The 12935-nt window shown below is 57.9% G+C and carries 10 protein-coding genes, 1 tRNA gene and 2 pseudogenes; 6 read left to right on the forward strand and 7 right to left on the reverse strand.

Annotated elements, in window-relative coordinates:
* Positions 1 to 23: 23 nt before the first annotated feature.
* From SJY32_RS07260 to SJY32_RS07270, 3 genes are all read left to right on the forward strand, one after another.
* On the forward strand, positions 24 to 941 hold the full coding sequence (locus tag SJY32_RS07260; RefSeq protein ID WP_376873375.1) for an MBL fold metallo-hydrolase: 918 nt from the start codon (positions 24 to 26) through the stop codon (positions 939 to 941).
* Between the two features lie 69 nt (positions 942 to 1010).
* Positions 1011 to 1085: transfer RNA gene (locus SJY32_RS07265), tRNA-Asn, on the forward strand.
* 121 nt (positions 1086 to 1206) lie between these two features.
* Complete coding sequence (locus tag SJY32_RS07270) at positions 1207 to 2550, forward strand: DUF6538 domain-containing protein (protein WP_376873377.1); 1344 nt, start codon at positions 1207 to 1209, stop codon at positions 2548 to 2550.
* Positions 2551 to 2744: 194 nt separating this feature from the next.
* On the opposite strand, the gene proB is transcribed toward SJY32_RS07270, so the two are convergent.
* On the reverse strand, positions 2745 to 3905 hold the full coding sequence (gene proB, locus SJY32_RS07275) for a glutamate 5-kinase (protein ID WP_376873379.1): 1161 nt from the start codon (positions 3903 to 3905) through the stop codon (positions 2745 to 2747).
* Between the two features lie 273 nt (positions 3906 to 4178).
* On the opposite strand from proB, the gene proC reads away from it, so the two are divergent.
* The 3 genes and pseudogenes from proC to SJY32_RS07290 all read left to right on the forward strand — a co-directional run bounded on the left by proC (position 4179) and on the right by SJY32_RS07290 (position 8322).
* Entirely contained in the window at positions 4179 to 4958 is a 780-nt protein-coding gene (proC, locus tag SJY32_RS07280; RefSeq protein ID WP_376873381.1) for a pyrroline-5-carboxylate reductase, read from the forward strand.
* Positions 4959 to 4995: 37 nt separating this feature from the next.
* Positions 4996 to 6282, forward strand: a pseudogene (locus tag SJY32_RS07285) (glutamate-5-semialdehyde dehydrogenase).
* 852 nt (positions 6283 to 7134) lie between these two features.
* A pseudogene (locus SJY32_RS07290) lies at positions 7135 to 8322 on the forward strand (IS3 family transposase).
* A gap of 385 nt (positions 8323 to 8707) precedes the next feature.
* On the opposite strand, the gene SJY32_RS07295 reads toward SJY32_RS07290, so the two are convergent.
* The 6 genes from SJY32_RS07295 to SJY32_RS07320 all read right to left on the reverse strand — a co-directional run bounded on the left by SJY32_RS07295 (position 8708) and on the right by SJY32_RS07320 (position 12898).
* Complete coding sequence (locus tag SJY32_RS07295; protein ID WP_376873383.1) at positions 8708 to 9715, reverse strand: YHYH protein; 1008 nt, start codon at positions 9713 to 9715, stop codon at positions 8708 to 8710.
* A 238-nt stretch (positions 9716 to 9953) separates the two neighbouring features.
* The gene (locus SJY32_RS07300; protein ID WP_376873385.1) at positions 9954 to 10361 is read right to left on the reverse strand and encodes an OsmC family protein; all 408 of its coding nucleotides are present in this window, start codon (positions 10359 to 10361) and stop codon (positions 9954 to 9956) included.
* Positions 10358 to 10585 (reverse strand): thioredoxin family protein, encoded by a 228-nt coding sequence (locus SJY32_RS07305; protein ID WP_376873387.1) that lies wholly within the window; start codon positions 10583 to 10585, stop codon positions 10358 to 10360. Before SJY32_RS07305 ends, SJY32_RS07300 begins: the two co-directional genes overlap by 4 nt.
* Positions 10586 to 10596: 11 nt before the next feature.
* Entirely contained in the window at positions 10597 to 11595 is a 999-nt protein-coding gene (locus tag SJY32_RS07310) for a permease (protein WP_376873389.1), read from the reverse strand.
* Positions 11592 to 11867 (reverse strand): ArsR/SmtB family transcription factor, encoded by a 276-nt coding sequence (locus SJY32_RS07315; RefSeq protein ID WP_376873391.1) that lies wholly within the window; start codon positions 11865 to 11867, stop codon positions 11592 to 11594. Before SJY32_RS07315 ends, SJY32_RS07310 begins: the two co-directional genes overlap by 4 nt.
* A 134-nt stretch (positions 11868 to 12001) precedes the next feature.
* Positions 12002 to 12898, reverse strand: a complete 897-nt coding sequence (locus SJY32_RS07320; RefSeq protein WP_376873393.1) for a LysR family transcriptional regulator — start codon at positions 12896 to 12898, stop codon at positions 12002 to 12004.
* Positions 12899 to 12935: the final 37 nt, after the last annotated feature.

A 12935-nucleotide genomic window follows, 5' to 3' on the forward strand; every position in this document is an offset into this window, starting at 1 on the left:
GGGGGCCTGAGGAGAAAAGCAAAATGACGACACAGATTGATGAGCTGGCGGACGGGCTGATCCGGCTTCGCGCGCCAAATGCCGGCCCGATGACATTCTCGGGCACCAACAGCTATCTGATCGGTCGCGGGTCGGGCAGCAAACTTGCGCTGATTGATCCCGGGCCAGAGATCACCTCTCCTGCTGGCAAATTGCATTTTAATGCAATTCTCGGCGCACTACATGCACATGAACGCATCAGCCATATTTTTGTCACCCACGCTCACCGCGATCACTCGCCGCTCGCCCGCCCCCTGGCCGAGGCGACCGGCGCGGAGATCTTCGCGTTCGGCAATGCCAAAGCCGGTCGATCGGCTACAATGAGGATGCTTGCAACGCAGGCCGACCATATCGACATCGGCGGCGGTGAAGGTGTTGATCACGCGTTCGAACCCGATGTCGTCATGGCCGACGGTGCGCATATCGCGTCCGACGGCTGGGGCCTGACGGCGCTGCATACGCCCGGTCATTTCTGCAACCACCTGTGCTTTGCATGGAATGGCGCGATATTTTCAGGCGATCACGTCATGGGGTGGTCTTCGACGCTGATCTCGCCCCCCGATGGCGACCTCGCCGACTATTATTCCTCTCTCGATAAAATCGAAGCGCTCTCGCCTGTCATACTCTATCCAGGGCACGGCGATCCCGTTGACGCGCCGGTTGCGCTGATCCGCAAACAGCGCGCCCATCGCGAAACCCGAACGAGGCAGATTCTAGCCGCGCTACAAGACGGCCCCGCGACCGCCGAGTTGCTCGCAAAGCGGCTATATGCGGAGATTCCCCCACAAATTCTCGCCGCGGCCACGCGAAACACCTTAGCGCATCTCATTGATCTGGCACTTAAAAACAAAATATCACATCAAAAACCCCTGCATTTATTGACTGAATTTCAACTGACATAAATTTCTGCAAAAAATCTCAAATAACCCTCTTGCGGCCCCCAAACACCATAGCTATACACCCCCTTGTGTTCCGGCGTAGCTCAGCGGTAGAGCAGTTGACTGTTAATCAATTGGTCGTAGGTTCGATCCCTACCGCCGGAGCCAATTCCCCTTAAGTCTCTGTCGAGCCTGTGGAATTGGCATTTCAGCCTCGGCTGATACACATGCGTGATACACAAACGGTTATTTTTGCACGGTTTTTTGGGCGCTCTTACAGGAGTTACCTATGGCCCTTGCCGCTCATACCGTCCGACGCAGCGCTATGTATTATTGGCGCCGTCGTTCCCCCGCTGCACTCGGTGGAAAGACAATTCTCATAAGCCTCCAAACCCCTGACCCGAACACCGCAGCGCTGATGACGGCCGAGAGCGCGCGGGCGTTCCAAGACATGATTGAGGGCCGCTGCGATCACGCGGGCACAGTTGATCGGCTTCGGGTGGTGATCCAAGCTGAACTGGGCCAGCCCCTGCCCTTCCGTCGCCCGCCACAGGCAAAGCCACAGCCTAAACCGGACGCGCAGCCGACCGTTGAGGTCTATTCGACCTCGATCAAGGCCATTGCCGCCCGTCTCATGGCGCAAAAGCGCAAGGCTGGTATGTCCGAGGCAATGATTGCACAAATGACCAAGGTCTTTGATCTCTTCCGCGAGATCACTGGCGTTCAGGACATGCGCTTGCTGCGCCAGCACCATCTGGCGGCCTTCGTCGATGTTATGGAGCAATTGCCGCAAAGCTATCGCAAATCGCCCAAGGACCGGAACAAGCCGATCCGCCAGATCGTTGCAGACGCCAAAGGGCCTGAGGTCAGGCGCTTGTCGGTCACAACAATCAACTGCAATCTGGATTACCTCGGCCAGCTGTTCACCAAAGCGCGGGCCGAAGGCGTGCCATCCGTCGGCAATCTGGACCTCGGCGCGCTGCGCCAGCGCAAAACGCTGCGCGAGCGTGACGAACGGCCCGCCTTTACCGCGCAGGATGTGCAAAAGCTGTTCGCCCATCCCGTCTGGCACGGGTGGAAGGATAAGATCCGTTGGCAGGAGCCGGGATTGCGGCTAATGCAAGATGGCTTATACTCGGCCCCGCTGATCGCCGCGCTGACGGGCGCGCGGCGCGAGGAAATCGCAGCCCTCAAAGCCGCCGAGATCACAGTGATCGACGGCCTGTCCGCCCTGATTATCGCGCCGAACGCCAATCGCGGCCTCAAGTCGCTTACGGCCAAACGCGATCTGCCCCTGCATCCGCAGCTGGTGGATCTCGGGCTCATTGACCACGCCGCCCGCCAGATCGCCCGACACGGACCGCAAGCGGACCTCTTCCCCGACCTGCGGCCCCGCGAAGGCTCGAGGTTTGGAGGTCAGCGCGACTACCGGTTCCGGAAGGTGGTGCAGACCCAGCTCGACGGTAATCCGGATGGCAAGGTCTTCCACAGCTTGAGGCATTACACGGCCACGCAGCTTGGCCGGATACCCAACCTGTCCGAGGCCGTCCGAAAGGACATCATGGGCCGATCACCTCGGAGCGCTACACCGAGACAACGCCGCTGGCGCAAAAAAGCGGCAGACGCTCGCTGATTTTAAGGTTCAGCTAAATATCCATTCGGATCAGCGACGGTCGAAAAATGGCGGGGTTCTGCCGCCGCTTTCATTCCTGCTTGAGAAGATCGCGTAAAATGCGTTCTCCATTTTCGCATTCCCTGGATGCCACGTTGCAGCCTCATTTTTTGGCCCCCGCGCAAGAATAGCCATGCACGCTTGAGTGCTCTGGCTTATGCCTGATGAACGATTTTCTGATTATGTTCGGGGGCCTCAAGCTGAAGGTGGTTGTCCTCAAGCACAAGAATATTTTCAGCGCCGATAATATCGCTCTTCGTCTTATAGCCAATGACACTCTCGACTGACATGTCCAGATTACGGGCCAGAATCATTGTTTCTTCGGATGAGAAATTCGTCAGCCCGCGGGCAATTTCGTCGCCGTCTTCGTTATACACGTGCAGCACATCGCCCTTCATGAAATCGCCTTGAATCGAGATAATATCCATTCGACGTATCCCGCGTTTGTCTTTTGCGATGCCTTCCGCAATATCATTGGAGACGACGAGTGTACCGGAGACCTGCAACCGGTTGCTAAGCCAAACTTTCAATGGCGAGGCGGTTTCACCACGCACAAGACAGCGCGTGAAGCGTCGCTCGTTATTGAGGACGGAAGATACGGGCCGTTCAATGATGCCCTCAGCGATAATCGTCTCGACGCCAGCATTTTGCGCCATATTCGCCGCATGCATTTTTGTGAGCATACCACCGCTGCCCAATGCGCTAATACCCGTCGTTGACTCCAGATGCTCGCTCACATCCTCGATCTCATGAATGAAAGTTGCGTCCGGATCTGATGGGTCCCGATCATATAGGCCCTCGACACTGGTCAGAATAATCAGTTCATCCGCCTCGACCATTTGGGCCACTTTGGCCGACAAGCGGTCATTGTCACCCACACGCAGCTCACGGGTCGTGATGGAATCGTTCTCGTTGATGATCGGCATAATGTTGTTTTCGAACAATCTCAGCATCGTGTTTTTGATGTTCAGAAAGCGGCGGCGGTCTTCCATATCCTCGACCGTCACAAGCATCTGTGCGACGTCGAGATCATATTCTGACGCGACCTGACGATAGGCATTCATCAACAACGGCTGACCGCAGGCGGCGGCGGCCTGCTTATCCAAAACGCCTGCGTCCTCGGGGCGTTTTCCAATCATATTCAAGCCCAGAGCAACTGAACCCGACGACGTCAAAATAATATTATGCCCTTCTCTCTGAAGCTGCGCGAGATCGCTCAAAAGGCCGTTGATGAAAGCATAGCGCAGCGTGAGATTTTCACTATTGGCGAGCAGGCTCGATCCAATTTTGATAACGATCTTTTTCTTCGTCGACATGTGGCATCTCCGGTATCTAATTGTTTTAAGAGGAAAAATACTAACGATTTGCGTCTTGGGACGCCGCCGTATAGCAATACCTCATTCAGGCGGTTGGGTAACGTATAACACGTAGCCCCTAAGCGGATGCAAACAGGTTGCTGCAATGCAGCGCCATTTCCTGCGCAATCGCTCGGCATAAGGCCGATAAAATTCACCGGTTAATCCAACGTCCTTTCGGATGGGTGTGCAATACGATGCGTGCGGATTTTTCCGAAGATAGGGAGTTCGACATTGAAGATACTTTTGATCGGTTGCGGCAAGATGGGCGGGGCGATGTTGCGCCAATGGGTTCGTCACGATGGCAATCAATTTACCGTCGCGGACCCCGCGGCCACAGACCTGCCAGAGGGCATAACGCATGTTACGGAAGCATCATCGCTCGCGTCTGAAGAATTCGATGTAATTGTCATCGCGATCAAACCCCAGATGATCGCCGACCTCCTCCCTGCCTATAGTCCCGCGTTAAACCCTGGCGGGTGTTTCGTCTCGATTGCGGCAGGGTGCAGCATTGCCACGTTGGAAGGGATCGTCGGCGAAACCGCGATTATCCGCGTCATGCCCAATCTGGCGGCCATGGTCGGGATGGGGGTTTCGGGGCTCTATGCAAACCACGCATGCACCCAACAGCAGGTGAACGAGGTCACCGCGTTCATCGCCCAGACAGGCCGCTGCGTTCCGCTTGCCAGCGAGGATGAAATCGACCGCCTCACAGCGGTGAGCGGAAGCGGGCCGGGTTATGTGTTCGAAATCATGCGGAGCTATGTTGAGGCGGCCAAGCGCTTGGGTTTCGACGAGGAGACGTCCCGCGCGCTGGTGTTTGATACCATCTCCGGCACGGTGGAAACCGCCCGACAATCAGATGCCTCGCTGGAGGAGTTGCGAAACTCGGTGACCAGTAAAAACGGCACGACACAGGCGGGATTGGACGAGCTGCGCCGCAACGGGCAACTCGACTCCCTTTTGAATGACACCGTGCAGGCCGCATATCACCGCGCCGCCGAATTGAAATAAATGCCGCGCCGCAAGGCCAGCGAACAGGAGACACATGATGATCGATATGGGCACGGCGACAGAGGCCGACACAAACCAGAGCGACCTCGCAACCGTTATTGCGACCCTTGGGAAACGCGCCAAAGCCGCGGCGCAAACGCTTGCCTTGGCGACGGCTGAACAGCGCAATAAGGCTTTGAGCGAAGCGGCAAAAGAATTGCGCGCACGCACGAGCGAGATTGTGGCTGCGAACGCCACTGACTTGGATGGCGTCAGTGGGAAGGATGCCGCGTTTATTGATCGCCTCACCCTGACTGAGGACCGCGTGGCTGCCATGGCGGACGCCGTCGACGCCATTGCAAACCAATCCGATCCGCTGGGCCGCACCCTCGCAAGTTTCGATCGCCCCAACGGCTTGAAGATCGAGCGCGTGAGTGTACCGATCGGTGTCATTGCTATGATCTATGAATCGCGACCCAACGTCGGCTCGGATGCGGGTGCGCTTTGCGTGAAATCCGGAAATGCGATCATTCTGCGCGGCGGCTCTGAAAGCCTGCACTCCTAGCGCGTTATGGTTGCGTGTTTGGTCGCGGGCCTCAAGGCCGCGGGCCTGCCTGAGGATGCCGTGCAATTGGTCGATACCCGCGATCGTGACGCCGTTAAACTGCTGTTGCAAAGCACAGACACTGTTGATCTGGCCATCCCAAGGGGGGGGCGCGGATTGGTCTCTTTGGTCCAAAGAGAGGCCCGCGCGCCCACATTGCTGCATCTGGATGGTAACAATCATAGTTACATCCATGAAAGCGCGGATGTGGAAAAAGCCGTGGGTATCGTCCGGAATGCGAAAATGCGCCGGACGGGGATCTGTGGGGCGACTGAATGTGTTGTCATCGACCGTAAGATTGCGGCACGGGTGTTGCCGCTCTTGGTGGCAAGCCTCGGGGATTGTGAGCTGCGCGGTGACGCAGAAGCACAAAGTATCGTGCCGAGCATCAATGCCGCGACTGACGAAGATTGGGACACAGAATATCTGAGCAATATCATATCCGTAAAGATTGTAGGTGACTTGCGCGAGGCCATCGCATTCGTGCAAGACCATTCGTCAGGTCATACGGACGCGATTATTTCCGAGGATATGGCGGCGGCAAAATGCTTTATGTCGGCCATCGATTCAGCCGTCGTGATGCACAACGCGTCAACCCAATTTGCGGATGGCGGCGAGTTTGGCATGGGGGCGGAAATTGGCATTGCCACAGGTAAAATGCACGCACGCGGCCCGGTCGGGGCGGAGCAATTGACAAGCTTCAAGTATCTCGTCTTTGGAAACGGTCAGCAACGACCCTAAACGCGGCAGACACCCCTACATGCGCGGGCTCACAGCCAAGATGTTGGCAACTCTCGCGACTAGAGCACTGCAAGCTTCGGGCTAGAGCGCGCGATCATTTGTGTCGACCAGCCACAAACATCGTCTCGTCCACGTTCTGCGGGCACGCGCCGACGTCTTGAAAGGCAAGCACTCCCTCGCGAGCCGCGAAGGGCACAGTGATCGGCGCGGTGTGCGAATGGTCGTGAGTAAGCCGCGCTACGGCCTTGGCCGGCTCACGAAAAGCGGCGGCACGCGGCGCGCGGCGCGCCGAGCTTGGCTGCAACGCGGCAGTATGTGACTTGATGTCTTGTCAATGTCGGGTGGACGATATGAGGTGGATCGGGCGATCCGGCATGGCGGCACCAGCCCTACCTGCCATTCGGGCATCGCGCCCTGCTTGGACCAGAGGCCGGATCGCGGGCGAGAAAAGGCCGCTCACGCCTACCTACGTCTGCGCAGCTGAGGTTTAGCTGGGCCCCTAGGCTGTGATCTCGTGGGGAGGAAGCTGGTCGATGCCATGGCGTCAGGCCAGATCATGAAGCGCGGATCGGATCTTGTGAGAAAGGTCCCCGAGCGTCGGCGTTGCAAGCTGCCCGAAGGCACACTTACATCCCGCAACCGGTGATGACGGGTGCCGCCTAAGCTTGGATCACAATTCCACCGGCCTCACCGCTTTCGCGCGCCGCCTCCCGCCTCGATCCGCCAGATCGTACATGAGGGGGGGCACCTATCGGTCTGGGGGTGAGCGCCTATCGCACGCCCGCGTGGAGTGCCCCCACTGAAGTGGTCCACCAACTGGGATAGTATAATCCCATTTCAGGAGGACTAGAGATGGCTGGAAAGAGAGACAAGCCCGAAGAGATCGTGCTGAAGCTGCGGCAGGTTGAAGTGTTGCAGGGGCAAGGCAGCTCGCTTGCCGATGCCGTGCGTCAGATTGGCGTGACGCAGCCGACCTACTATCGATGGCGCAAAGAGTATGGTGGCATGAGCCGGGATCAGCTCAAACGGCTGAAAGAGTTGGAGACCGAGAATACCCGGCTGAGGCGCGCCGTGTCGGATCTGACGCTGGACAAGATGATCCTGACCGAGGCCGCCCGGGGAACCGAAGGTCCGCGTCAGCGAAACTTCTAAGCCCTTCCCGCCGTCGTCGATGTATCGACCATGTGCGGCAAACTCTCAGCGTATCAGAGCGCCGAGTTTGCCGCACCTTGGGACAGCATCGCTCGACCCAGCGCAAGGTGCCCATCAGTCTGCCCGACGAAGAACGGCTGACCGAGGACATCATCGCGCTGGCGCGAGAGTTCGGACGCTATGGGTATCGCATGATCACTGGAATGCTGAACAACAGCGGCTGGCATGTGAACCATAAAAGGGTCGAACGGATCTGGCGGCGGGAGGGGCTGAAAGTCCCGCAAAAACAACCTAAGAAGTGTCGGCTTTGGCTGAATGACGGTTCTTGCGTGCGGCTGCGGCCGGAGCGTCCGAACCATGTCTGGTCCTACGACTTCGTCCAAGACCGAACCCATGACGGGCGGATCTTCCGCACGCTAAATATCATCGATGCGCTGCCTGGCAGGCTTTTGCGCAGCAAATGCCGAGAGGGAGTTCACGAAGGAGGCTCTGGTGATCCGTGTCAAACGCAAGCTGAATTCTACAGACGTGGTCGACGCATTGACCGACCTGTTCATTCTCCGCGGACCGCCGGAATACATAAGGTCCGACAATGGCGCCGAATTTATCGCCAAGAAGGTGAGGGCATGGATCGGAGCTGTAGGCGCGAAAACCGCCTTCATCGCGCCGGGTTCACCATGGGAAAACGGCTATTGCGAGAGCTTCAACGCACGGTTCCGGGACGAACTTTTGAACGGCGAGGTCTTCACCACATTGCGCGAGGCCCAGGTCCTGATCGAGAGATGGCGTCGTCACTACAACACCGTCAGACCTCACAGCGCCTTAGGGTACCGTCCGCCAGCGCCCAAAAGCATCGTCCCGATAGACCAGAGGCCGACCATGCACTAACATTCAAACTGGACCACTCGGTGGGGGCAGACCACGCGTTGAGGCGGACAAGGGTATGATATTGGGCGCTCTAACGGCGCTGCAGATGCTGTTGGCCATACTCAGATAGAGATCAGCGTCAAATGCCTTGGCGCAGAGCGTGAAGATGCACGCGCCACCCTGTGAGCCATCCCACGCTAAAAACACGGGCCGTTTTCTCCGCCGGCCCAACAAAAATACCCAATCCTAAATCGCGAGACTGCCGCCCTAGCCCGCAGTCCCGCCGTTTTATGCCATTGAAAATCCGGCAAAAGCCAACTGCGCATGAGAGAGCGTCTTCTCCCTCATACGCCCTTCCGCTTTGAACCCGGGCAAGGTGCGCTTAAATCCCCTTGCCTATCAACGCTCAATTCTCACGCGGGGGTGGCCCCCCCTGCTCGCGGCTTTGGAGCGATGCGTCACAATTTGCGTCAGCACTCTCCAAACTACATCCCGTTTGCGCGGTCAAACATGGCAAAATCTGGTTCGTAGCCGTGGCCGACACGTGGTAATGATAGCCCAGCCCTTCAACCTCGTGCCCGCGGCAGGCATCCAGATCAGCGGGCTCGGAAGTATCCAAATCCAGCTGATCGTAAAGGTCATGCCCATCCATCGCGACCCCGAGGCGCGCAGCGTGGCCTTCCGTGACGGCGGCCGCGCGCGCGCCACATCCCTCCAAAATCCCGTGGTAATGATAGCCCTCGCTGGGGTTGATATGCCCACCACAATCGTCAAACGGGCCAATCGTGATGCCGCCGAGGATCAACTCAAGCGGGGCCGGCCCTTCCACTTTAACCCCGTTCAACGCAAGACCAACGCCGCCACGCACATCGCCGACGTCGCCCTCCGATGCGACGGGAGTGAGAGGAATGAAATACGTCCGTGTCACGGTTTTACCGATAAAACCAAGACTGCAATCGACACAAATGTTGTCAGGCTGGCCCGTGGAATTGGTCGGGTCACCCGCAACGATACAGCCGATTTCATTGTTACGCACAAAGATATCGCCCGTTTCGGGATCAAACATCTGCCAAGCATCGTTCTGATAGATCTCTGACAATCTGGCGATGAAATCACCATCCACATCGCGAACTTCCCCGTCGACAAACCAAGTGCCACCAGCTTCGGCAGTATCGCTGATATTGAGCGGACAATAAGGGCCCGTGATGTGATCAGAGGGGGCAGCTACCACCGTTATTTTCAAGCAGTTGGCCTCAGCCCCTTGGGATAGGACGCAGGGCTCAAAAGTGGGCTCTCCGACAACAGTGGCCGCTTGATACAGCGAAACCAGTTCGTCAAACCGATCCTGTTCTTGTTGCGTTTGGGCAAACGCCGGCGAAGCGAATGCGCATACCGTGAATAGTAACCTAATCATCGCTCTCATGAGTTCGATATTCCCTGTTTGTGCGCATGCGTTGAGACTATCGGCGCATCGGTTGATACCAAAGTAACGGGACTGCTCGCGCATTACGATCTCGAAATCGGAATGCCTCAGGTAAGGACAGGTTATGGCCGGCGGGCGGCACGAAAGACGTCGTCTTGCTGGGCTTTTAAAAGCAAAAACCGAGGAGATTCATAGGCATCAAGACTTTGACGGCGTGCAGGCATGAAGCTTAGCAGAGTTTGCGGCGGATGGTTCCGGAAAGATCTGTCGTCCCTGCCAGAGTGTTGTAAATGGTGCCGAACCTCTGGAGGTTTTTGTGCAGTAAAGCCAGCCGCGCATCGGTTTCATCGGTGTCTACGGTGATTTCATAGCGGATAGTTATGATCTTGGGTGGGCGGTCGTGCCGGACACCCCGCAGCGAAACCTCAACGCCGCGCAGATCGAAGTGCAGCATCGGGATGACGCGCTCGGTCCCTTTCAGAATGCAGGAGGCAAGGCTTGCCAGCAGAAGCTCGACCGGGTTCATCGCATCGAGTTGGCCCGCCATATCGGTATCCAGCACAACTTCGGCCTCTTTCGCGATGGCAAGGCTGCCGTGATGATCAACGCGGCGGGCCTCAACGCGGTAGTCGGTCATAGCAAATGGCCGATCTCGACCGCGCTCAGAACCTTGCCCGAACACAGCAACTTTTCATCCACCACCAGCGCAGGCGTGGACATCACGCCGTAACCCGCGATCTCGGCAAAGTCGGTGACCTTGACGATTTCCGCCGTCTTGCCCGCCGCCTCTACCGCTGCTTTGGCGTTGTCGGCCAAGGTGACGCATTTTTTGCAGCCGGACCCGAGAATCTTGATAATCACAGGATATCCTTTCAGATGAACAGGTGAGTGATGGCGTTGAAGGTGAAGCCGATGGTCAGGATGCCGATCGTCACCACACCGGTAAACACGACCAGCAAAGGCATCTTGACCACGCGCCGGAGCATGATGAGCGAGGGCAGCGACAGCGCCGTGACCGCCATCATAAAGGCCAGAACGGTGCCAAGCCCGACGCCTTTGCCAACCAGCGCCTCGGCAATCGGCAGGGTGCCGAAGATATCCGCGTACATCGGAATACCGACAAGGGTCGCCACCGGCACAGCCCACCATTTATCTTGCCCCAGCAGCGCGGAAATCGTCCCGGCCGGCACCCAGTTGTGGATCGCGGCCCCAATGCCAACGCCGATCATGACATAGGGCCAGACCTTTTTCAGGATATCGAGCACCTGATCGCGGGCAAACGCCAGACGTTCGGCGCGCGTCATAACGTCTTCGGTGTCGGTCACTGGCACAGAGCGGACAAAGCTCTCGACCTGATCTTCCATCCCCAGCCTTGCAATCAGCGTGCCGCCGATCACTGTAACCAGCAGGCCGACGCCCACATAGGCCAGCGCTATGGGCCAAGAAAAGATCGAGGCCAGCAGGATGACCGAGGCCATATCCACCAGAGGAGACGAGATCAGGAAGGCAAATGTCACCCCCAGCGGCAGACCCGCCGCGGTAAACCCGATAAACAGCGGGATGGAGGAACAGGAGCAAAACGGGGTGATGGTGCCCAGCAAAGCGCCAAGGATATTCGCCCCGATGCCCGACCGTCCAGCGAGGATCCGCCGCGTGCGCTCGGGCGGGAAATAGCTTTGCACATATGAGATTACGAAGATCAGAACCGAAAGCAGTATGAAGATTTTGATCACGTCATAAACAAAGAACTGCACCGATCCGCCAAGGCGTGAGGCGGGATCGAAACCTATGGCCTGTACGCCAGACGTGACCAGATCAGACAGCCATTGCATCTGCAGCAGCTGATCATTCATCCACCCAAAGAAGGTCATGCCACCACCTCGTCAACCAGCGCCGCATCCAAAAGCGCGCGTAGAGGCGGCGGCAGGTCGGGGTTGATCTTGTAGCGTACCCATTGCGCATCGCGCCGATCCACCACCAGACCCGCTTGTTTTAGCACCTGCATATGACGCGACATCCGGCTTTGCGTGGCCCCAAGACGCCGCATCACATCGCAAACGCAATGCTCCTCACCGTCCATCAGGACACGCATCGCGGCAAGGCGGGTCGGTTCAGCAAGAGCAGTCAGGGCGGCATGAATCATCAGGACACCTCTCTTTTGCGCATGTGCGCATAAGCCGATGTAGGGCGCCTTGATTTGGATCAGCCGATTTGAACGCCTTCACGGAGCACTCAGAAACGCCCCGTAGCGGAGCTTTCGGCGTCGTTAAGCGGACCTCAGCCTGACCGTAACGTCCCCAGCCAATCCAGAAACACCCCGAGACGGCGCAGGCCGGAGATGCGGGTCAGGTATAGGGCGGAAATGTCGAGCGGCTCGGATTGCAGCTGATCCGGAAAGAGTTCGACCAGACGGCCAGCGGCGATATCCTTTGCGATCATGAAATCGGAGAAACGGGCGATCCCCAAGCCGCCCAGCACCAGTTGCCGCACCGCCTCGCCATTGCCGGCGGTGATCGCGGCGGGCATTGCAATCGGTTCGGCATGGCCTGCAAAACGCAACGTGTTGATGTGGTCTGGCGACGCGAAGCGCACTTGTTCCAGCCTTACGAGATCCGCTGGCGTCTCGGGCCAGCCGTGGCGGTCCAGATACTCCGGCGTGGCAACCAGTTTCCACGGCGTTCGCCCCAGCGGGCGATGCAGCATGTCGCTATCAGGCAGACGGCCCAACCGAATGGCAACATCGGCGTGGCTTCCGATCAGATCGACCAGCGTGTCGGTCATGTCGATCGATAGCTGGATATTGGGGTATTGCGCGTGAAACTCTGCCAAGCGCGGCGCAAGCACATGCAGCACGAATGGCACGGGCGCGTTCACCCGCAAAGGCCCAGCAGGGGCCTGCCCGCTTGTCGCGATCTCTTGCAGGCTTTCGCTGCGGTCCAAAATCTCTCGGGCCTCGGCCAGAATGGCAGCACCTTCGGGCGTGATCTCGATGGACCGCGTGGTCCGGCGCAGCAATGTGACCTTCAGTTGCCCTTCCAGCCGCGTGACTGAGCGGCTCAGCGTAGAGGCCGATAATCCTCGGCGCCGTGCTGACTCAGCAAAGCCCCCATCATCGACGATCCCGACAAAGGCGGCCAAGTCTTCCATGCGAAGTAATTCGTGCAGTTTCTGCAATGATCCATTCCAAACATGCCTATTATCGCAACAGATA

The organism is Albirhodobacter sp. R86504 (genome assembly GCF_042466415.1).
Taxonomy (GTDB): domain Bacteria; phylum Pseudomonadota; class Alphaproteobacteria; order Rhodobacterales; family Rhodobacteraceae; genus Albirhodobacter.